23 protein-coding genes are annotated in these 20,643 nt (G+C 69.3%); 12 read left to right on the plus strand and 11 right to left on the minus strand.

The window, feature by feature from the left end; all coding sequences use genetic code 11:
* Position 1: 1 nt before the first annotated feature.
* The 8 genes from ACIQD6_RS14815 (at position 2) to ACIQD6_RS14850 (ending at position 8,730) form a co-directional block, all read left to right on the plus strand.
* Positions 2 to 1,855: an FAD/NAD(P)-binding protein gene (locus tag ACIQD6_RS14815; RefSeq protein ID WP_401882070.1), complete on the plus strand. Its 1,854-nt coding sequence runs from the start codon at positions 2 to 4 to the stop codon at positions 1,853 to 1,855.
* Between the two features lie 40 nt (positions 1,856 to 1,895).
* Complete coding sequence (locus ACIQD6_RS14820) at positions 1,896 to 2,330, plus strand: cupin domain-containing protein (protein ID WP_401882073.1); 435 nt, start codon at positions 1,896 to 1,898, stop codon at positions 2,328 to 2,330.
* A 26-nt stretch (positions 2,331 to 2,356) separates the two neighbouring features.
* Complete coding sequence (locus tag ACIQD6_RS14825) at positions 2,357 to 2,758, plus strand: VOC family protein (protein WP_401882075.1); 402 nt, start codon at positions 2,357 to 2,359, stop codon at positions 2,756 to 2,758.
* Positions 2,759 to 2,972: 214 nt separating this feature from the next.
* On the plus strand, positions 2,973 to 4,424 hold the full coding sequence (locus ACIQD6_RS14830; protein ID WP_401882077.1) for an MFS transporter: 1,452 nt from the start codon (positions 2,973 to 2,975) through the stop codon (positions 4,422 to 4,424).
* Between the two features lie 143 nt (positions 4,425 to 4,567).
* On the plus strand, positions 4,568 to 4,942 hold the full coding sequence (locus tag ACIQD6_RS14835; protein ID WP_401882080.1) for a cupin domain-containing protein: 375 nt from the start codon (positions 4,568 to 4,570) through the stop codon (positions 4,940 to 4,942).
* Between the two features lie 421 nt (positions 4,943 to 5,363).
* A complete protein-coding gene (locus tag ACIQD6_RS14840; protein WP_401882083.1) occupies positions 5,364 to 6,233 on the plus strand; it encodes a LysR family transcriptional regulator in 870 nt (289 codons plus the stop codon).
* A gap of 396 nt (positions 6,234 to 6,629) precedes the next feature.
* Positions 6,630 to 7,541: a D-alanyl-D-alanine carboxypeptidase family protein gene (locus tag ACIQD6_RS14845; protein ID WP_401882086.1), complete on the plus strand. Its 912-nt coding sequence runs from the start codon at positions 6,630 to 6,632 to the stop codon at positions 7,539 to 7,541.
* Between the two features lie 262 nt (positions 7,542 to 7,803).
* The gene (locus tag ACIQD6_RS14850; protein WP_401882089.1) at positions 7,804 to 8,730 is read left to right on the plus strand and encodes a D-alanyl-D-alanine carboxypeptidase family protein; all 927 of its coding nucleotides are present in this window, start codon (positions 7,804 to 7,806) and stop codon (positions 8,728 to 8,730) included.
* 81 nt (positions 8,731 to 8,811) lie between these two features.
* Here the strand turns inward: ACIQD6_RS14850 and ACIQD6_RS14855 are convergent, their stop codons facing one another.
* From ACIQD6_RS14855 to ACIQD6_RS14865, 3 genes are all read right to left on the minus strand, one after another.
* Positions 8,812 to 10,200 (minus strand): M64 family metallopeptidase, encoded by a 1,389-nt coding sequence (locus ACIQD6_RS14855; protein ID WP_401882091.1) that lies wholly within the window; start codon positions 10,198 to 10,200, stop codon positions 8,812 to 8,814.
* Between the two features lie 139 nt (positions 10,201 to 10,339).
* A complete protein-coding gene (locus ACIQD6_RS14860) occupies positions 10,340 to 10,549 on the minus strand; it encodes a DUF397 domain-containing protein (protein ID WP_401882092.1) in 210 nt (69 codons plus the stop codon).
* Entirely contained in the window at positions 10,549 to 11,418 is an 870-nt protein-coding gene (locus tag ACIQD6_RS14865) for a helix-turn-helix domain-containing protein (RefSeq protein ID WP_401882093.1), read from the minus strand. Before ACIQD6_RS14865 ends, ACIQD6_RS14860 begins: the two co-directional genes overlap by 1 nt.
* Positions 11,419 to 11,714: 296 nt before the next feature.
* Between ACIQD6_RS14865 and ACIQD6_RS14870 the strand changes: the two genes are divergently transcribed.
* Together ACIQD6_RS14870 and ACIQD6_RS14875 are read left to right on the plus strand one after the other, a co-directional pair.
* Positions 11,715 to 12,200 (plus strand): ATP-binding protein, encoded by a 486-nt coding sequence (locus ACIQD6_RS14870; RefSeq protein WP_401882095.1) that lies wholly within the window; start codon positions 11,715 to 11,717, stop codon positions 12,198 to 12,200.
* On the plus strand, positions 12,197 to 12,511 hold the full coding sequence (locus ACIQD6_RS14875) for a hypothetical protein (protein WP_401882097.1): 315 nt from the start codon (positions 12,197 to 12,199) through the stop codon (positions 12,509 to 12,511). The genes ACIQD6_RS14870 and ACIQD6_RS14875 overlap by 4 nt, the downstream gene beginning before the upstream one ends.
* On the opposite strand, the gene ACIQD6_RS14880 is transcribed toward ACIQD6_RS14875, so the two are convergent.
* Positions 12,471 to 13,061 (minus strand): TetR/AcrR family transcriptional regulator, encoded by a 591-nt coding sequence (locus ACIQD6_RS14880; RefSeq protein ID WP_401882099.1) that lies wholly within the window; start codon positions 13,059 to 13,061, stop codon positions 12,471 to 12,473. The genes ACIQD6_RS14875 and ACIQD6_RS14880 overlap by 41 nt on opposite strands.
* A gap of 115 nt (positions 13,062 to 13,176) precedes the next feature.
* On the opposite strand from ACIQD6_RS14880, the gene ACIQD6_RS14885 reads away from it, so the two are divergent.
* A complete protein-coding gene (locus ACIQD6_RS14885; protein WP_401882101.1) occupies positions 13,177 to 13,914 on the plus strand; it encodes an SDR family oxidoreductase in 738 nt (245 codons plus the stop codon).
* Between the two features lie 70 nt (positions 13,915 to 13,984).
* On the opposite strand, the gene ACIQD6_RS14890 is transcribed toward ACIQD6_RS14885, so the two are convergent.
* Positions 13,985 to 14,821 carry an NAD(P)H-binding protein gene (locus ACIQD6_RS14890; protein ID WP_401882104.1) on the minus strand — a complete coding sequence of 279 codons (837 nt, stop codon included), beginning with the start codon at positions 14,819 to 14,821 and terminating at the stop codon, positions 13,985 to 13,987.
* An 82-nt stretch (positions 14,822 to 14,903) separates the two neighbouring features.
* Between ACIQD6_RS14890 and ACIQD6_RS14895 the strand changes: the two genes are divergently transcribed.
* Positions 14,904 to 15,935 carry an AraC family transcriptional regulator gene (locus ACIQD6_RS14895; RefSeq protein WP_401882107.1) on the plus strand — a complete coding sequence of 344 codons (1,032 nt, stop codon included), beginning with the start codon at positions 14,904 to 14,906 and terminating at the stop codon, positions 15,933 to 15,935.
* 87 nt (positions 15,936 to 16,022) lie between these two features.
* Here ACIQD6_RS14895 and ACIQD6_RS14900 read toward each other — a convergent pair whose 3' ends face one another.
* The 6 genes from ACIQD6_RS14900 to ACIQD6_RS14925 form a co-directional block, all read right to left on the minus strand.
* Positions 16,023 to 16,184 (minus strand): hypothetical protein, encoded by a 162-nt coding sequence (locus ACIQD6_RS14900; protein WP_401882110.1) that lies wholly within the window; start codon positions 16,182 to 16,184, stop codon positions 16,023 to 16,025.
* A 29-nt stretch (positions 16,185 to 16,213) separates the two neighbouring features.
* Positions 16,214 to 17,254, minus strand: a complete 1,041-nt coding sequence (locus ACIQD6_RS14905; RefSeq protein WP_401882112.1) for a methyltransferase domain-containing protein — start codon at positions 17,252 to 17,254, stop codon at positions 16,214 to 16,216.
* A 90-nt stretch (positions 17,255 to 17,344) separates the two neighbouring features.
* On the minus strand, positions 17,345 to 17,821 hold the full coding sequence (locus ACIQD6_RS14910) for a hypothetical protein (RefSeq protein WP_401882115.1): 477 nt from the start codon (positions 17,819 to 17,821) through the stop codon (positions 17,345 to 17,347).
* Positions 17,806 to 17,988 carry a hypothetical protein gene (locus ACIQD6_RS14915; protein WP_401882117.1) on the minus strand — a complete coding sequence of 61 codons (183 nt, stop codon included), beginning with the start codon at positions 17,986 to 17,988 and terminating at the stop codon, positions 17,806 to 17,808. Before ACIQD6_RS14915 ends, ACIQD6_RS14910 begins: the two co-directional genes overlap by 16 nt.
* A gap of 107 nt (positions 17,989 to 18,095) precedes the next feature.
* Positions 18,096 to 19,646: a dihydrolipoamide acetyltransferase family protein gene (locus ACIQD6_RS14920; protein ID WP_401882120.1), complete on the minus strand. Its 1,551-nt coding sequence runs from the start codon at positions 19,644 to 19,646 to the stop codon at positions 18,096 to 18,098.
* A gap of 14 nt (positions 19,647 to 19,660) precedes the next feature.
* Positions 19,661 to 20,641 (minus strand): alpha-ketoacid dehydrogenase subunit beta, encoded by a 981-nt coding sequence (locus ACIQD6_RS14925; protein ID WP_401882123.1) that lies wholly within the window; start codon positions 20,639 to 20,641, stop codon positions 19,661 to 19,663.
* Positions 20,642 to 20,643: the final 2 nt, after the last annotated feature.

Genomic DNA, 20,643 nt, shown 5'->3' on the forward strand with positions numbered 1-20,643 from the left:
GGTGTCCGTCGTAGGGGTGGGGCCACGCGGCCTGAGCGTCCTGCAACGGATCTCCGACCTCGCCGACCGGCTGCCGGAGGGGTACGCCCTGGAGGTGCACCTCATCGACCCGGGCGACGGCGGCCAGGGCTCGCACTCCGGGCGCCAGCCCGCCCATCTGCTGACCAACACCGTTGCCAGCCAGGTGACGATGTTCGCCGACGGGCGGGGCCCCTCGTTCACCGAGTGGGCGGCGGGCAGCGGCTACCGGGAATTCGGCGCCGCGTTCTATCCGACGGGCGGCGACGCGGGCGACGCGGTCGGGGAACACGCCTATCTGCCACGGCAGATGCTCGGTGCCTATCTCAGCTGGGTCTTCGACCACACGGTGCGCGGCCTGCCGCCCCGGGTCGGCGTCGTGCACCACCGCGACCGGGCCGTGGACATCGTGGTACGGGACGACGGACGCTTCGACGTCCACCTGGAGAAGGGATTCGTCCTCGCCAGCGACTACGTGTTCCTCACCACCGGGCACGGCCGGCGCATCCCCACCGAGGAGGACCGCGCGCACGAGGCGTTCGCCCGGGAGTACGGCAGCCGCAACCCCCGGCTCCTGTACTGCCCCACTCCCTATCCGGTCGACGTGCTCCAGGAGATCGCCCCGGGCTCGACCGTCGCCGTGCAGGGATTCGGGCTGACCGCGCACGACGTGATATCCGAACTGACCGTCGGCCGCGGCGGACAGTTCCACGGGACGGGACCGGACATGGAGTACCGGCCCTCCGGACGCGAGCCCGGCATCCGGCTCTTCTCCCGCCAGTGCCTGCCGTTCAGCGCGCGGGGGGTGAACCAGAAGGGCGTCACCGGACAGCACCGGCCCCGGTTCTTCACCAAGGAGGCCGTCCACCGGCTCCAGGAGGAGGCGCGGGAGCGCAGGGGCGATCCCCGGCTCGATTTCGAGAGCGAGGTCCTTCCTCTCCTGCTGCGGGAAATGGGGTACGCGTACCGCACGGCACGGGAACAACGCCCCGTCGCGCCCGAGGACTACCACCTCACAGCGGCCGAGCGGCGCGCGGTCGAGGCCGTCATCGACCCGTTGCGTGGCAGACGATTCGCGAACCAGCGAGCCTTCACGGACTTCTTCGTCGACTACCTGGTCGGCGACCTGGAGCACGCGGAACTCGGCAACAGGACAAGTCCGGTGAAGGCCGCCACCGATGTCGTCCGGGACACCCGGGCGGCGCTGCGGGAGGCCGTCGAGTTCGGCGGGCTCACCCCCGCGTCGCACCGTACGTTCAACGGGACGTACGTCGCGGTCATGAACCGGATCGCGTTCGGCCCGCCCCGGCACCGCAACCACCAGCTCCTCGCGCTGCTGCGGGCGGGGATCGTGGACCTGGCCGGCGGACCGGGCTGCCGGGTGAGCGCCGACCCGGACGCGGCACGGTTCGCGATCGGCACGGACTACCCGGACGGCCCGGAGGTCCGTCACGCCGACGCCCTGGTCATCGCCCGTCTCGACGCGTTCGTCCCCGGGCACGACAGGTCGCCGCTGATCGGGAACCTGCTGGAGCGCGGCCTGGTCCGCCCCTTCGCGAACGGCTCGTTCGAGCCGGGCGGCCTCGACATCGACGAGCGGGGACGGCCGGTCACGGCGTCCGGTGAGCCGCTCGACGCCGTCTGGGCGGTCGGCTGCCCGGTCGAGGGGCCGCGGTTCTACACCCACGCGCTGCCCCGGCAGGGACTGGCCTCGCAGTTCACCCTCGATGCCGACACCGCCGTACGGGACATGGTCGACCACATCCGCCGACGAGACGACACCACCCGGGAGGAAGAGCATGCCGGTGCAGTCCGGAAGTCAGTTTCCGTACCCTGAGTTCCGCGCGCGCCATGTGCGGCGGAGTCCGTCACCCATCGTGTGGCAGTGGGAGAACCTCGCCAAGGAACTCCAGGCCGCCGAGCACACGGAGTACGGAACGCTCACCCTGGCCGCGCCCGACGGAGGCCACGAGATCGTCCCGGGCACGTCGATGACGTTTCAGGCCGTCCGGCCCGGCGACCGCACCACCCCGCACTCGCACTCCTGGTGGCACCTGTATTTCGTCCGGTCCGGATCCGGCACCGTCGTCTTCGACGAGACCGGGGACACGGCCGCGTTGAGCGAGGGCGACATCCTGCTCATCCCGGCCTGGTCCGTGCACCACTTCGAGAACGGCGAGGTCGAGAACGACGGGTCCGCGAACGGTGCGTTCGAGAACGGCGGGACGGCCGACGACCTGCTTCTCCTCAACATGTCCAACCTGCCCCAACTGGCGCTCCTGGACAACAAGTTCTCCAAAGAGCACGAGTGATCAACCGACACGAGCCGGAGGCGCACATGTTCAAGCGGATTGACCACATCGGTGTGGTGGTCGACGACCTCGCCGAGGCGAGGGCGTTCCTGGAAAGCCTGGGGATGCGGCTGGAACGGGCCCAGGAGGTGCCCGAGCGGAACGTGAAGATCGCGTTCTACCACTGCGGAGACGGCCGGATCGAGCTGATCGAGCCCACGACCGAGGAGGCCCGGGGGCGTCGGCTCGGCGAGGGGAACCAGGCCCGTATCGAGCACATCGGCGTCGAGGTCGACGACGTGCCGCGGATCATGCGGGCGGTCCAGGGGCTGGGGGTCGAGCTGACCACGAGCGAGCCCGTTCCGGTCGGGCCGAACCTCAACGCCTGGACGCGGCCCGAGACATCCGACGGCATCCAGTTCCAACTGGTCCAGCGGGACGCCGTCTAAAAACTCGCTCAGGTCCTGTTTCCCGGGTCACCGAGGACAGCCGGTCCGCGCCGAACGCCCCGCGCGGACCGGCTGTCCGCACCTCAACCGCCATGGGGGGCCTTGACCGCCACGGGGGGCCTTGACCGCCACGGGGGCCTTGCGGGCCGCTCATATTTCAAGGTCGTATTGCGAACCGTACATACTAGTAGTTACATTCTGGGATGTGGATTCCTTGAAGACGTCTGTCGCAAGAGAGTCGGCGCGGACCGGGACCGGGCAGGTCCTTTCGGGACAGCGCGGGAGACGGCCGGGCTGGCTGCTGGCCTCCTTGCTCGGCGGGATGTTCCTCGGAAACGTCGACATCGCGGTGGTCAACGTCGCGATCCCGTCGATCCGCGATCATCTGCACGCGTCCGCCGGCGAACTCGAACTCATCGTCTCGGGCTACACGCTCGCGTACGCGATGCTGCTGATCACCGGCGCCCGGCTGGGCGAGATCCACGGCCGGCGGTTGATGTACCTGCTGGGGCTCACCGTCTTCACTCTGTCCTCACTCGCCTGCGGCCTCGCGCCCAACGCCCCCGCCCTGGTCGGCGCCCGCGTCGTGCAGGGAGTCGGCGCGGCCCTGATGGTGTCTCAGGTCCTGACGGGCATCCAGGTGCACTTCGAGGGCGCCGCGCGCCGCCGGGCCCTCGGCGCGTACACCGGCGTACTCGGTGTCAGCTCCGTCATCGGCCAGGCGCTGGGCGGCGTCCTGGTGGCGGCCGACATCCTCGGGACGGGATGGCGGCCCATCTTTCTGATCAACGTGCCGATCGGCGTCGTCCTGCTGATCACCTCGTTCGTCTTCCTCCCCGACGACGAGACCTCGCGGGAGAAGACGCTCGACATGCGCGGCGTCGGCCTGCTGTCGCTCGGGCTGTTCCTTCTGGTGACCCCGCTGGTCCTCGGCCGGGACGCGGGGTGGGCCCCGTGGACATGGCTGTGCCTCGCGGCCTCCCTGCCGGTGTTCGCCCAGTTCTTCCGGACCGAGCGGCGCATCGCGGGGCGCGGGGGCGATCCGCTGATGAATGTCGCGCTGCTCGCCCGGAAGGAGATATCCCTCGCCCTCGTCTCCCAAGCGGCCACCCGGGCGGGCTACTTCGCGCTCCTGTTCGTCCTCGCGCTGTACCTCCAGCAGGGGCTCGGCAGGAGCGCGGTCTACTCGGGGCTCGTTCCCATCGCGTGGGTGGCGACGTTCGCGCTGGTCGGTCCGGTCCTCGGGCGGGTCGGCGGGCGCGCCAGGAAGCTCGCGGCCCCGGTGGGGGGCCTGCTGATGGCGGTCTCCTTCGCCGCGGTGGCCGCCGGCGCGCAGAGCACCGGCTGGCTGATCGTCCTCCTCGGCATCGGTGGCATCGGCTACGGCGCCGCCTTCAGCGGGACCCTGGCCCACCTGACCGAGTCCGTCGAGTCCCGCTACGCGCCCGACGTGAGCGGCCTGTTCAACACGACGCTCCAGGTCGGCGGAACCCTGGGCGTGGCCGTCTTCGGCACCGTGTACCTGGACCTCGCCGCCCGGAGCGGAGCACCGCAGGACGCGTTCAGCACGACCAGCGCCGTACTGGCCGTCGTGTCGGTCGCCGCCTCCGTGCTGGTCCTGCTGGCCGGGAGGGCCGGTTCCGACACCGCGGCGGGCCGGTCCTGACACCGCAGCCTCCCGGCACCACCGCGGACCGGTCCTGACACCGCCGCCCTCTCCAGCGCCTCCGACACCACTCCCGACACCACCCCCGACACCGCCAACCTCTCACCTCTTACGTCGGCACCCCCGAAGAAGGAGTTCGCTTCATGGACGTCAACCGTCACCCCGGAGACTCGATCAAGGGCCCCGAGGACCGGTTCTCCGGCGACGTATGGCTGTGGCCGCGCATCGGCGCCACCGCCAACGCCGAAGTGCGCAACGTGCTCTTCACGCCCGGCGCGCGCAGCGCCTGGCACCGGCATCCCGCGGGCCAGGTCCTGCACATCACCGAAGGTGTGGGAGTCGTCCAGTCGCGCGGCGGCGAGCGACAGGAGGTCAGGGCGGGCGACACGGTGATCTGCCACCCCGGCGAAGAGCACTGGCACGGCGCGGGGCCGGGCACGTTCATGACGCACATCGCGGTCACGGACGGCCCCACCGAATGGAAGGAACGCGTCACCGACGAGGAGTACCGGAACTGACCTTCCGTATACGAGAAGGCGGTCCGTCCGGCCGGGAACCGGGCTTCCCCCCAGGGCCGGATCCGGGGCGAGTGCCCCTCGACCTCGCCGGATGCCCGTACGGGACATCCGCGAGTACCTCTCAACCCCGCGGGCTGCCCGTACGGGTACACCCGCGAGTGCCCCTCGCGCCCCGCGGATGCCCCTACGGGTACACCTGCGGGGCGCGAGGTTTTAATCCGGATGTCCTGAATAAGTCTGCGTGAGCTTCATCGATTTTTCGGCGTGGTCACGAATCCTGGCGACATAGGAATGCGAGGCCCACGGGATGCATCCCCACAGGTCCTAGGGGAGAGCGGCCCCGAAACATTGGACAGCACGGGAAATTTGATCGTCCGGAAGTTTCCAAGGCGCTCTTGAGCCATTACTTATGCTGCTGTCCATGAGTATTGAGCTACATCACCTGCGCGGGTTCCTGGCCCTGGCGGACGAGAGACACTTCACCCGAGCGGCGAAGCGCATGAACGTGTCCCAGCCGACACTCAGCCGCAACATCCGGCGCCTGGAAGAACTGCTCGGCCGGCGCCTGCTGGAGCGCACGACACGTCAAGTCGCCCTCACATCGGCCGGCGAGGGCCTCTACGACCAACTCAGCCTTCTCTTACCCAAGCTGGAGTCCGCCTTACGTCTCGAACTCCACGACGAACCGTTCCGCATCGGCTTCACCTGGGGTTTTCCCACAGGGTGGCCGCAGGAGGCCATCGCCCGATTCGAGGAGGAAACCGGCCTGTCGGTGAGCGCGCACCGGCACAACTCCTCCCTCGCGGGGGTGGATCGCGGGGACGCCGACCTGGCGATCCTGAGGGGCCGAATAACCGCCCCTCGAACGGAGGTCGTCACCCTGCTGTACGAGCGAGCAATCGCCGCGGTCTCCATACGGTCCGAACTCGCCGGGCGAGAGGAGATCCGCTGGCAGGAAATCGCCGATCAGGACCTCGTCATCGACGAGGTGAGCGGGACGACGGACTTGGCCGACTGGCCGCGCGACCACCGTCCCGGCGTCTCCGTCGTATGCCGCAATTTCGACGAATGGCTGGAAGCCGTCGCCGCCAACAAAGGAATGGGCGTGGTCCCGGAGTTCGTCGGACGGCAGCATATTCATTCGTTCGTATCGTTCCTCACCATTCCGGACGCGCCACTCATTCCCCTCAACCTCGTCTACCCCCGGCACGGCGGACACCCACTGATACCGCGCTTCGTCGCCTTGGCGCAGGCAGCCGTGGCCACACCACCGGGTACGGGCCCGCGTTAACCCCTCCCGCACGCCCCGCCCGAACCCCTTCCCGGCCCCGAAGCCCGCCCTGCCCGACCCGCCCGGATCGACCAGCGGACCACCGCCACCACCCGCCCCGCCCCGGGTCGACCAGCGGACCACCGCCAACTCCCCACCGCCCATTCCCCACCCCCGTCCCCCCTTCTGCGGCATGCACCCGTACGTCCGTACACCTGTACGCCGGTGCACCCCGCACACCCGTGCCCCCGCACACCCCCACGCCGAGAGATTCCGCCCCGAACTCCGGCTTGCCTACATCCTTTCGGTACGTTTGCGTGTCTCACCCTGGGACCCTCTTTCCACCGGGTCCCCTTTAGGCGCATTTCCAAGCATTCGCGAACTCGGAGAGTTTCCTTGACACGCACCCTCCCCACCATGCGGAGAGCCGCCGCAGTCACTCTCGCCACCGGCGCGCTGCTGAGCGTCTCCGCTCTTGCCGCCCCGGCCCAGGCGGCCACCGCACCGACCGTCAGCGCCAAGGGCGCCTTCCTGCTGAACAACGCGTCCAGCGCGACGGTGTACAGCAAGGCCGCCGACACCCGCCGCCAGATGGCCAGCACGACGAAGGTCATGACGGCCGCCGTGGTCCTCAGCACCAAGGGCGTCGACCTGAACCGCAAGGTCACCGTCAAGCAGGCCTACCGCGACTACGTCACCAAAGAGGGCGCCAGCACCGCCGATCTGCGTACCGGTGACAAGATGACCGTGCGCCAGCTGCTGTACGCGACGCTGCTCCCCTCGGGCTGTGACGCGGCGTACGCCCTCGCCGACACCTTCGGCACCGGCTCCACCACCGCCGCGCGCACCAAGTCGTTCGTCTCGAAGATGAACGCGAAGGCCACCGAACTCAAGCTCAAGAACACCAAGTTCGACTCCTTCGACGGCATATCCGGTGGCGGGAACAACTACTCGACGCCGCGTGACCTGGCGAAGGTCGCCCAGTACGCCATGAAGAACACGAATTTCCGTACGGTCGTCAAGGCCACCTCGTACAAGGCCACGGCGCCGGCGAGCAACGGCGGCTCGCGCACGTACACCTGGTACAACACCAACAAGCTGCTCGGCTCCTACAAGGGCGCGATCGGCATCAAGACCGGTACCGGCACGGCCGCGGGCCCCTGCTTGATCTTCGCCGCCACGCGCGGCAGCAAGACCGTTGTCGGCGTCATCCTGAACGGTTCCGACCGTTACAAGGACGCGGCCAAGATGCTCGACTACGGCTTCGGTTCGAGCACCGCGAAGACGATGAAGCTGCGTACGCTCCCGTCGGACGCACAGCGCGACTGATCCAAGCGCCGGTCGACGTGCCCGATCCGGCTCAGGGATGGCTGAGCCGGATCGGGGTCGCAGGTCGAGGCGCAGGTCGAGGCGGCGGGAAATCAAGGCGCGCCTCCGTGCAACCCGTCCCGCATCTCATGGCGTTGATGCGTGGGGCACCTTTCCCCACAGTGCCCCCACCCGAACCACGGATCGCAGGTCACAGATCACAGCTCCACGATCCGCGGTTCCACGGTGCCGGAACAAGCAACGCAGATGCGGAGCAATCGCCTTGACCTCCAGAGTTCTGACCCTACGCAAGGCCGCCGTCGCCACCGTCGCGGCCGGCGCGCTGCTCGCCCTCACCCCCCTGGCCGCCCAGGCCGCCGCCGGGCCCGCGGCCCCGACCCTCGCCGCCAAGGGCGCCTCCCTGGTGAACAGCACGAGCGGCGAGACGCTCTACGGCAAGGACGCCGACACCGTCCGTCCCATGGCGAGCACGGCGAAGATCATGACCGCCACCGTGGTGCTCGACACCAAAGGCGTGAACCTCGACCAGCAGGTGGTCGTCCAGCAGAAGTACCGCGACTACGTCACCGCGCACAGCGCCAGCACGGCGGACCTCCAGACCGGCGACAAGCTCACCGTCCGCCAGCTGCTCTACGCGTCGCTGCTCCCCTCCGGCGCCGACGCGGCCTACGCGCTCGCCGACACGTTCGGCACCGGCGCCGACAGCACCGCGCGGACCGCCTCGTTCATCCAGAAGATGAACACCAAGGCCAACGAACTCCAGCTCGACAAGACGGAGTTCGAGAGCTTCGACGGAGTGAAGGCGGACCGCAGCACCCCGGCGGAGCTGGCCCAACTGGCCCAGCACGCCATGCAGAACGACACGTTCCGTACGGTCGTCAAGTCCACGCAGTACAAGGGCGACGCCCCGGCCGCCAACGGCCGTATCCGCACGTACACCTGGCACAACACGAACCAGCTGCTCGGCTCGTACGACGGCGTCATCGGCATCAAGACCGGTACGACCACCCCGGCGGGCGACTGCCTGGTGTTCGCGGCCACCCGTGGCGGCAAGACCCTCGTCGGTACGGTCCTGAACAGCACCGACCGGTACGGCGACGCGGCGAAGCTGCTCGACTACGGCTTCGGGACGGACGCGGCCGAGAACATGAAGCTGCGGAAGCTCCCGGCGGGCGCGCAGCAGGACTGATCCGCCGAGTTCATACGAGGCAGACGTGCCAGAGGACGCGGTCACAGCGGTGACCGCGCCCTCCGTGCGTGCCGCCCGTACTCAGCCGTGAACCCGCCACTCGACGGAATCCGTCAGGGCCTTGCGGACGGCGGGGTCGCGTACCGCGTCCGTACGGTCCACCGCGCGCGCCGTCAGCGTGTGCTCGGCGCCGTCGTCCGGTACGAGCCCCCCGGTGATCCGTACGTCGGTCTTCCCGCGCAGACCCGCCACCTCCTTGCCGTCCAGGTACCAGCGGAGGTCCGTCCCCCGGTCGCCGACCGGCGTGGGCACCTCGACCGAGACCCGTGCCCCGGGCCGGAGCTCGGACTTGGTGCTGATGCCCGCGCCCACGATGACCGTCTTGGCGTGCCGGTGGAAACCGTTGACCATCGCCTCGGCCCCCGGCAGATTGAACTTCCGGCCCAGCGTCCGCATGATCGAGTTCTCGGTCGGCCGGTAGATGCCCTGCGGGTAGTAACTCGATCCCTCGTACGCCCCGACCGTGCCGCCGTCCGGCGACTGCTGACCGAGCCACCGGTACCACTTGGTCTGCCGGGCGGCCAGCTGATCGGCGGTGTAGATCGAGGAGTTGAGGGAACCCAGCTCGGCGCCGGTGTACCGGCCGTACTCCGCATACGTGTACTCGTCGTCGAGCTTGCCGAGCGAGTGCCCGGTCTCGTGGATCGCGATCTGGCCCGAATCGCTGTTACCGGCGGAGGCCGTGGCGATTCCCTCGTAGCCCAGCTGCGCGTTGCCGCCGGTGTAGCCCGCGCCGCCGTACTTGGTGCTGTTCGCGAGGACGATCACCAGATCGGCCTCCGGAGCCTTCGCCACGTAGCGGTCCAGCCTGTTCGTGTCGACACAGAGCAGCCGCTCGATGTCCCCGCACCAGAAGTTCGAGCCGAGGGCGGTGTTCTTGACGGTGCCCTTCGCCGGGTCACCGGAGACCCCGGAGTCGACGGAGACCGCGTCGACCGCCCAGACGTTGAAGAGCTTCTGATACGTGGTGTACGGCTCGACGCCCAGGACGTCGTTCCACTTGGTCTTCACATCGGTCTGGAACTGGGCGAGTTCGCCCTCCCGGTAACCGTCACCGACGAAGACCACGTCGAGCTTGTCGGCGGTGGCACCGTTGTCGATGACCTTGGTGACAGTGCCGTCGGCGGCTGAACCGCTCGGCTCCGCCGTGTCGGTCGCGTCGGCGGGGCCGCCGCTCGCGGGGACGCGTACGTATCCGGAGCCGGCCGGTGTGTCCTTCCGCTTCCGTCCATCGGCCGACGCGGCGGGCTCGGGCCCAGGGACCTCCACCCGTACCGTACGGCCGTCCCCCTGCCCCGCATCACCGGCGCCGGGAGCGGCCCCCGCACTGCCCGGCGCCGCGAACGCCGCCCCCACAGCCACCATCGCCACCAGCGCGGCACCCGCTGCGCGGGCTCTTCGTATTCGCACGCCAAGTCCTCCTGTACGCAGCCGACGTGCATTGGCCCAGGCCAATGCGACGGGCTGTGACTGTAGAGGCCGCTGTGACGTTCGGCAATGAGTTGGCTAACAATGGCCGGGGAGGCGGCCGACCGCGCCAACCGGCGGCTCAGAGAGGCTGGTTGGTGGAGGAAGCCGTCTGCGGGTCGCGCGCGATACCGGCCTGGAAGTCGGACCAGGCGGCGGGAGCGAGGAGAAGCATCGGGCCGGCGGGGGCCTTGGAGTCCCGTACGGCGACGGTGCCGGGTATGTTGCGGGCGACCTCGACGCATTCACTGGACAGACCGCTGTAGCTGGACTTGCAAAACTGAAAGGCCATCACTCGCTCAATTCCTTGCCCACGCTGTCGATGAACTGAACAGAGTCGTAAGGCGAGAGGCTCGCCCTGGACACTCGGTCGAAGATCATCGCGAAGGCGGAGCTTTCCTCAACGTCTTCGATCCAGATAGTGGACCCGACACTGTCCATGTGTACAACGTCCACCGCCTCTTCTTCACCAAAGGAGAGGATATTGAAGGGCCCTCCGACGCAGGGATGCATGCCAAGCCGAAACGGCAGCACCTGAATGTGGACGTTGGGGAGATCTGTCAGCTCACAGAGGTGCGCAAGCTGTCGGCCCATCACCTTCGATCCGCCCATCAGCTGTCGGAGGGCGGCCTCCCAGATCACCGCGTGGATCCGCAGCGGTTGATCGCCGTACAGCCGTGCCTGGCGCTTGGCACGCCCCGCGACGACGTCCTCGATCCGGTCGATGTCGTCCGAGGAAATATCTCCCATCCCCATGGCACGGGTGTACTCAGGCGTTTGGAACAGCCCTGGAATGAGGGCCATTTGCCACTGCCTGACCTTGAGCGCGGCGTCCTCCATCGCGATGTACTCCACCTGCGTCTCCAGCGTGGGAGTGTCGTTCCACCAGCCCTTGACCTTCCGGCGATCCCGGTCCTGCTTCGCCAGCCTCACAAGTTGATCCACCGCGTGGACGTCAACCACTCCGTAAAAGTGGCACAGCGCCTTGATGTCCGGGTCTCGCATCGGAACCCAACCGCGCTCCATCTTGACGACCTTCGTCGCCGTCGCACTCAGCTCCTCAGCCGCCTGTTGCTGGGTTTTACCGGCCGCAGTACGCAAGCGCAGCAGCTCACCACCCAGTTTGCGTCCCAGCACTGTGGAGGTTCGGTTGCCGCTCACGCGTACCCCAGATGACCGCATATCACTCTCCTCCTCACCGGCGATCAGTCTTGCAGCCCCGCACGCCCGGCGGGAGCGCATCACTCAAATGGGGAAGATATTCCCCGGACTGCTTGCTCCTGGATCACGGACGCCGCTACTTTCAGTGCGCAACCGCTCGCACAGCGGCGCCACTTGGTGGAAGTGCATCGCCCTGCCCTGCCGTCAGCACCACCGCAGGCGTCGGCCGCGACATCGCCACCACCACGCGCACCCCGTACGGGCGACCCCCACCCTCATACGGAGGTGCCGCGTCCATGGCCTCAGCCCAAGAGACGCCCCAGCCCCAACCTCAGCCCGTCATCCAGGAAGACCAGCTCGACTACACCCCCGTCGCCGGGAGCGTCACTCTCGCCCGGCGGCGGGCGGCGCGGCTCGTCACCGAGTGGGGGCATCCCGAACTCGCCTGGTCGACGGCCTTGTTGGTCAGCGAACTCGCCGGCAACGCCCTGCTGCACGGCTGCCTGGGCAACCGCCCCTTCAAAGTACGGACCAGCCTCCGCGCCGACGCCCTCCGTATCGAGGTGAGCGATCCACGCGGAGAACGGCTGCCCAGCCCGCGCCTCGCAGAGGACGAGGAATGCTTCGGCCGGGGCCTGTTGATCGTCGCGCAGGTCGCCGACCGCTGGGGCACCGCGCCCTGCCCCACCGGCAAAACCGTCTACGCCGAGCTCGACATCACCGACAAGCACGACGAGCCCGGCACGCACGACGCACATGACCGTACGGACACCGCACGGTGACCGATCCCGGGAACGACCAGGCCCTGTGGGGCGTCGTGGTGCTCGCCGTCAGCTTTGTCGTACTGGTCCTGGGCGTGCTGTACGCGGTGACGTGGCGCCCCGAGGTTGACGTGCCGCTGGTGCCGTTCGACGCGGAGGAGGCGTACACGTACACCTGTTACTGCTACCGCGAGCCCATCAACGTCCGCCTCCGGGCGTCCGAACTGCCCCGCAGGCACGCGTACGGGCGGCTCGCCATGCGTCACGCGCGCCCGGCGGCACGGAGCACGTTCACCGCTCGTGGTCCGGGCGCTCGCGCAGGCCGTCCATGACGAGAGTGAGCAGGTGCCGTGAGCGCGCTTCCCAGTCGGGGTTCTCCATGCGCCACAGGAAGCTCACGAGCAGCAGTACCTCGTCCGCGTCGACGTCCGGTCGCACCGTACCGGCCGTCTTGCACGCGTCCAGCAGCAGCGTGATCGCGGCGATCACCGGGTCGTAGTACTCGTTGGACAGATCGGCGCGGGTGGCGGCCTCCACTGCCGCCGCGACGCCGTGCTTGATCCTCGCGTAGGAGGCGAGGCGGTCGAACCAGAGGCGCAGCGCCTCGAACGGCGTTTCCTGCGCGAGGAGTTCGGGGGCCGCGTCGATCAGCGCCTGGACGTCGTGGCGGTAGACCGCGAGCAGGAGTGCTTCGCGGTTCGGGAAGTGCCGGTACATGGTGCCCTGGCCGACACCGGCGCGCTTGGCGATCGAGTTCATGGTCGCGTCGCTCGACGCGGTCAGGGCGGTGCGCGCGATCTCCAGGATCCGGGCGCGATTCTGCTCGGCGTCGGAACGCTTCGTCGCTCCTGGCTTCTCGGTCGCCCGCTCCCTTTCGATCATGAGGGCCATCCTACCCCCGCCGAGTGGCTAAGCGGACACATGTCCGGTACTGTCGAAAGCGAGACGGACACGTGTCCGTTTAGGACTTTGTGCCGGAGAGGCCGAGAGGAAAGCCATGTCAGGGATCAAGGGAAAAGTCATCGCGATCACGGGCGCGAGCAGCGGAATCGGGGAGGCCACCGCGCTTCGGCTCGCCGAGGGCGGGGCCAAGCTCGTCCTCGCCGCGCGCCGGTCGGACCGCCTCGAAGCGCTGGCGTCCCGTATCAACGAGGCGGGCGGCGAGGCGAGCTTCCTCGCCACGGACGTACGACGACACGAGGACCTGTCCAGCCTGGTGGCGCTGGCGCGTGAGCTTTACGGGAGGCTCGACGTGCTCGTCAGCAACGCCGGTGTCGGGCTCGTCTCCCGGTTCGACGACCTGCGCGTCGAGGACTGGGACACGATGATCGACGTCAACGTCAAGGGTGTTCTGTACGGCATCGCCGCCGCGCTGCCGGTCTTCCGCGAGCAGGGTGCCGGGCAGTTCGTGCACACCCTCTCCGTCGCGGGCCTGAGCATCACGCCCAACCTGGCGGTCTACGCCGGGACGAAGAACGCCGTACGGGCCATTTCCGAGGGCCTGCGCCAAGAGGCCGGCGACAGTGTGCGCGTGACGACCGTCTCGCCGGGCTTCATCTCGACCGACTTCGCGGAAGCGGCGACGGACCCCGAGCTGAGGGCCCAACTCCTCGCACGCCGGGAGGAAATCGCCATCGCGCCGGATGCCATCGCGCGCGCCATCGCCTTCGCGATCGAGCAACCGGCTGATGTCGACGTGAACGACATCGTCGTCCGCCCGACAGCCCAGGCCTGACATGGAGTGGCGCCGTGCCAGGAAGGGCGCCTCGGGCAGGTCGATGGCGTCCGACGGATGGGTGGAGAGGTCATCGCCGCCAGGCCCCCGCAGCCGCGGCCCGTACGACGTAGTCCTCGAAGGTCCGGGGCGCGCGCCCCAGCACGGTGGCGATACCGTCCGTCGTTTCAGCGAACACCCCGCGCTCCATCAGCACGAACATTTCGGCGACGTGGTGGGCGTCGTCCTCGCTCAAGCCCTGCTCGACCAGCGCCGCGACGTACTCGTCGGGGGAGACCTGCTGGTAGGCGATGGGCAGCCCGGACGCCCGTGAGATCAGCTCGACGGCCTCGGCGAAGGTCAGCGCACGCGGCCCGGTCAGCTCGTAGGTCCGCCCGGCGTGCGGGCCGGGCTCGGCCAGCACCGCGGCCGCCGCGTCGGCGACATCCTCCAGGTCGATGAACGGCTCGGGGACCGCACCGGCCGGGAGCGCCAACTCGCCGCCGAGCAGCGGGGCGTGGAAGACGTCCTCATCGAAGTTCTGGTTGAAGTTCGACGCCCGCAGAACGGTCCACTCCAGCGCCGAGCCGCGCACCGCGTCCTCGGCCGAGCGCATGTCAAGACCGAACGGGGAGTCGCCCCAGGTGTCGGCGCCGTGTCCGGAGAGCAGGACCAGGCGCCGCACGTCGGCGGCCTCCGCCCGCGCCACGAACTCGTGCACCGGTCCGGGCACGGGCGGGGGCACCACGTAGGCGGCGGTGACGCCCTGGAGGGCCGAATCCCAGCCGTCGGGGTCGGACCAGTCGAAGCGGGTCGGGCTGGATCGGGAGGCGGTGCGCACCTGCGTGCCGTGCAGTCGCAACCGGGCGGCGACGCGTCGGCCGGTCTTGCCGGTGGCGCCGAGGACGAGGGTGGTGTCGTTGCTCATGGCAGCGATTCAACGGCACCCTCTCGGACGGATCCATGGGCGAAAAGCCGGATCGCATGTGTGATCGTCTAACCTCGGCGGGATGGACGCATTCGCTGACCTCTTCCGCGGGATGCGGGCCCAGGGCTCGTTGTTCGGCAGTTCGACCCTGACCCCTCCCTGGGCACTGCACTTCGTGGACGGCGCACCGCTGACGTTGTGCACCGTCCTCGGCGGGGCGGGCTGGATCGTGCCGGAGCATCGCCCGCCCGAACGGCTCCGCGACGGTGAGACGGTCATCGTGCGGGGCCCCGCACCGTTCACCTTCGTCGACGAGGTCGGCACCAGGGCCGAACCGATCGAGTGCGGCGAGCACTGCGCGACGCCCGAGCAGGGCGGGACCCGGCACCGGCTCGGCTGGAACGACAACAGCTGCGACGGCTACGGCTACGGTGACGGCGCGACGACGCTGATCGTCGGCGCCTACCCGGTACGTGGCGAGATCAGCCGCAGGCTGCTGGACGCGCTGCCCGTCGTCCTGCGCGTGGCCTCCGGCGGCGGGGCCGACGCCGTACTGGACCACCTCGCCGCCGAGGTCGCCGCCGACACTCCGGGCCAACAGGTGGTACTGGACCGGCTGTTGGACTGGCTGCTGATCTGCGCGCTGCGCGAGTACTTCGACCGGCCCGGCAGCGAGCCACCGGCCTGGTACGCCGCCCAGCGGGACCCGGTGGTCGGCGACGCGCTGCGCCTGCTGCACGCCGAACCGGCGGCGCCCTGGACGATCTCCTCACTGGCCGAGCGGACCGGGGTGTCGCGTTCCACCCTGGCGAAGAGATTCGCCGACCTGGTCGGCGAACCGCCGCTGACCTACCTCACCCGTCGGCGCATGACGCTCGCGGCAGACCTGCTGACCGAGCGCGAGGCCGCGACCGTCGCCGAGATCGCCCGCGCCGTGGGCTACTCGGACGCGTTCGCGTTCAGCGCGGCGTTCAAACGGATCCGAGGCGTCAGCCCGAGCGAGTTCCGGCGCACCGGCACGGCCGTTCCCGAGCGGCCGACCGGCCCGCCCCTGCGGGCTCCGGGTGCTGTGCCGCCTGTCATCCCCGCGCCTTCTGCCGTCGTGCGGTCCTAGATCAGTCCTAGATCCTGTCTGAACACATCCCGCCTGGTCGACAAATGGGCCATGAGCCACGCTCGTCCAGCGCACAGCGAACAGCTCTCAACTCACCGCGTTGCCAGGGGCGTCCAGCCAGATGGCCTGTTCGCCGTCGGACCCGACGGTCACGCCGAACCGCGTCAGGTCCGGGCGCCCCGCACCCTCCCACCAGAGCCGGGCGGCGGTGATCTCGTCCCAGAGCCTTCGGGGACCGGCCTGGCGCACGGCGGATTCGGACGCCCACCCCTCGTACCTCACGGAGGCCCAGGAACCCGCACCGTCCGCGAGCCGCATCCGGAAGGTGCCCTGCGGTTCGGCGTCGTCCCAGGTGTGGGCGTACCGCACGCCGGGGACGCGCAGCCCGATGGCGAAGGCGGCGTGCACGTTCTCCAGCGCGAGGTCGGGTCGATCTCCGAGCGCCCGGGGGAATCAGGGAGGCCAAGGGGATCAGGGAGGCCAAGGGGGTCAGAGGGATCAGGGGCCTTGGGCGACCGGGGCTCGGCCGCCCCGGTCATCGGCGGGGGCCGCTCGGACCGCATCCACATGAAGCTGACGTCGGCCACGAAACGGCCGTACGACTCACCGCCCCGCTCGCCGGTCACCAGCCGCAGCAGTCCCGCGTTGGCGTACGGCGTGCCCCAAGGGGTCACGACGACTCCGCCCGGCCGGGTCTGCTCGATCCAGGCCCGGGGCACGCTCCGTACAGCCGCAGTTGAGTGGATACGGTCGTACGGCGCCTTGGACGGCCATCCGGCGAGACCGTCCCCGACGACGCACCTCGGGGCGAACCCGGCCGCCGCCAACCGTTTCGCCGCCCCGGAGGCGATCCGGGGGTCGACCTCCACGGTGGTGACGTTCCCGTCGCCTACCCGGGCCGAGAGAAGGGCACTTGTCCATCCCGTGCCGGTGCCGATGTCGAGCACGGTGTGGCCGTCGGTCACGTCGAGATGCCGGAGCATGGTGGCGACCAGCGAGGGCATGGACGCCGACGACGTGGCGACCGGAACGTCCGCCCCGCGCCCGCCGCTCCCACCGTCGGCGTCGTCAGCGTCTTCGCCGACGCCGTCGTCCAGTTGTGTCACCACCACGTCGTCCGCGTTCACCAACGCCCACCAGCCGACGGGGTCGTCGGCCCGGGTGAGCCGGCGGTAGCCAGTCGGGGAGGCATCGTCCGCAGCCCAGACGGTCTCCGGGACGAACGCGGACCGCCGGGCCCGCCCGAACGCGCCACGCCACGCTTCGTCCAGCGCACCGGCCTCCGTCAGGTCGGCGAGCAACCGCGCGTACGCGTCCAACCCAGCCCCCTCCCCGAGCCATTACCGTTCGGCTACGGAACGAACGGTAATGGCTCCGCTCTGCAATCAAAGGCGCATCCGCCTGCCTGGTCACCAATCGGTGAGGTCCACCAGATACCGGCAGTGCGGGTCGTCCACCGCGTCCGAGGTCCGCCACTCCTCGCCGAGCAGTGAGGGCAGCGCTGCCAGGAGAGCGGTCAGCGCACCGCCCGGTCGTACGTCGGCGGCGATCACGCCGGGGACTTCGTCACTGTCCATGTACAGGCGCAACAGGCCCCCTTCCCTGAACAGGAACCCGCGCAGACGCGCCTCCGACCGTTCCTCGGAGGGATGGGCCAGGCACCGCAGGAGGGTCGAAGCCCAGTCGTCCGTGGTGAACGGAGCCTCTTTCACGTGCGCCGGATCGACCAGGTACAAGTCGATCCCCATGACGGAAGTAACCCTGCCCGAGGGGTAGATGTGCGTTCCGGTGTGTACCGCGCGAAGCAGGGCGACGACGTCGTGCGAGGTACGCGGTTCCTCGCCCGCGCCCAGGGGAATCTCGTACGCCGTCAGCCGGGACGGCACGCACTCGCCCCTGTCGCCGAGGGCGACCCGGACAGCCGGGGCCCCCGACGGGGCGGGCAGGACTCCCCGTACGTGCTGGTCAGGAGCGGCGCGTAGACGTGGTCCAGCAGGAGGCCGGCCACTTCCACCTGAAGGTCTTCGATCTCGTGGTCGTCCTTGCTCACCACAGCACTCGTTGCTCCTCCGACCGGGAGGTCACCTCGCCCAGGTGGTCGGGCCAGGTGATCCCCCGGTCACGCGGTCCCATCGGGCCCGGGCCGTCGGGACCAGGCCATCACGCCCAGGTGATCAGGCGCTTCGGCTGTTCCAGGATCGCGGCCACGTCCGCCAGGACCTTCGAGCCCAACTCGCCGTCCACCAGGCGGTGGTCGAAGGAGAGCGCGAGCGTGGTGACCTGGCGGGGCTTGACCTTGCCCTTGTGGACCCAGGGCTGGAGCTTGATCGCGCCGACCGCCAGGATCGCGGACTCGCCCGGGTTGAGGATCGGCGTACCGGTGTCGACGCCGAAGACGCCGACATTGGTGATGGTCACCGTGCCGGACTGCATGGACGCCGGGGTCGTCCTGCCCTCGCGGGCCGTGGACACCAGCTCCCCCAGCGCTTCGGCCAGTTGGGGCAGGGTCTTGTCGTGGGCGTCCTTGATGTTCGGGACGATCAGGCCGCGCGGGGTCGCGGCCGCGATGCCCAGGTTGACGTAGTGCTTGACCACGATCTCCTGGGCGGCCTCGTCCCAGGTGGCGTTGATCTCGGGGTGGCGTTTGATGGCCACCAGCAGCGCCTTGGCGACGAGGAGCAGCGGGTTGACCCGCAGGCCGGCCATGTCCTGGTCGGACTTGAGCTCCTCGACCAGCTTCATCGTGCGCGTCACGTCCAGGGTGACGAACTCCGTGACGTGCGGCGCGGTGAAGGCGCTGCCCACCATGGCCGTCGCCGTGGCCTTCCGTACCCCCTTGACGGGGATACGGGTCTCCCGGCCGCCGGTGTCCGTCACCACCGCCGTCGGCTGCGGGGTGGCGGCGGCCGTCGCGGTCACCGGTGCGGGGGCCTGGACGTCCGGCGCCGGGGCCGTCGCCGCGTGGACGTCCTCGCGCGTGATGATCCCGTCCGGTCCGGTCGGCGTGATCGTCGCCAGATCCACCCCGAGGTCCTTGGCCAGCTTGCGCACGGGAGGCTTGGCCAGCGGACGGGCGGACGGGGACGGGACCGGAGCCGCGTGCCCGTTCATCTCGGACTGGATCGCCGCCGAAGCAGGCGAAACAGCCGAAGCAGGCGAAACAGCCGAAGCAGCCGAAGTGTCCGAAGGCACCGAAGCCGCCGGAGCCCCCGTCACCTGTCCGGGCACCGAAGTGCCCCTGCGCGCACGGCGCTTCGTGGACGCCTCGGCGACCCCGTACCCGACGAGGACCGGCGTACGGCCAGCCGGTTCGGCCTTCTCGCCGACGGGCTCGGCAGGTTCAGCGGGTTCAGGAGCCTGGGCCGAAGCCGAAGCCGGTTCGCCGCTTCCCGGCGCCACGTCCACCGTGATGATGGTCGCGCCGACGTCGACCGTCGTCCCCTCCTCGAAGCGCAGATCGTGCACCACGCCGTCGTACGGAATGGGCAGTTCGACGGCGGCCTTCGCGGTCTCGACCTCGCACACCACCTGGCCGTCCTCGACGGAATCGCCGGGCTGTACGTACCACTTGAGGATCTCCGCCTCGGTGAGCCCCTCGCCCACGTCGGGCATCCTGAACTCGCGGTAGCGAGCGGAAGTACCGGCGGAAGTGCCGGCGGAAGTGCCGGCGGAGATGTCGGATGAAGTGTCGGCTGAGGTCTCAGCAGTCATGGTCACGGCACTCCTCAGTACGCGAGCGAGCGGTCGACGGCGTCGAGCACCCGGTCCAGGCCCGGGAGGTACTCGTCCTCCAGCCGGGCCGGCGGATACGGCGCGTGGTAGCCGCCGACCCGCAGTACCGGGGCCTCCAGGTGGTAGAAGGACCGCTCCGTGACGCGGGCGGCGATCTCCGCGCCCGAGCCGAAGAAGACCGGCGCCTCGTGCACCACGACCAGGCGGCGCGTCTTCTCCACCGACGACTGGATCGTGTCGAAGTCGATCGGGGACATCGACCGGAGATCGACGACCTCCAGCGACTTGCCCTCCTCGGCCGCCGCCGACGCCGCCTCCAGACAGACCTTCACCATCGGGCCGTACGCGGCGAGCGTGAGGTCCGAGCCCTCCCGGACGACCCGCGCCGCGTGCAGCGGTCCCGGGATCGACTCGGTGTTGACCTCGCCCTTGTCCCAGTAGCGCCGCTTGGGCTCGAAGAAGATCACCGGGTCGTCGCTCTGGATGGCCTGCTGCATCATCCAGTACGCGTCCGACGCGGTGGACGGCGAGACGATCTTCAGGCCCGCCACGTGCGCGAAGAGCGCCTCGGGGGACTCACTGTGGTGCTCGACCGCGCCGATGCCGCCGCCGTACGGGATACGGATCACGACCGGCAACTTGATCTTGCCCAGCGAGCGGGCGTGCATCTTCGCGAGCTGCGTGACGATCTGGTCGTACGCGGGGAAGACGAAACCGTCGAACTGGATCTCCGCCACCGGACGGTAGCCGCGCAGCGCGAGACCGATGGCCGTGCCGATGATGCCCGACTCGGCGAGCGGGGTGTCGATGACCCGGCCCTCGCCGAAGTCCTTCTGGAGTCCGTCCGTGACCCGGAAGACGCCGCCGAGTTTTCCGACGTCCTCGCCCATGACCAGGACCTTGGGGTCGGTCTCCAACGCCTTGCGGAGCGACTCGTTGATCGCCTTCGCGAGCGGAAGCTTCTTTGCTGCCATGG

Origin of the sequence: Streptomyces sp. NPDC088400 (assembly GCF_044753355.1) — a bacterium.
Taxonomy (GTDB): domain Bacteria; phylum Actinomycetota; class Actinomycetes; order Streptomycetales; family Streptomycetaceae; genus Streptomyces.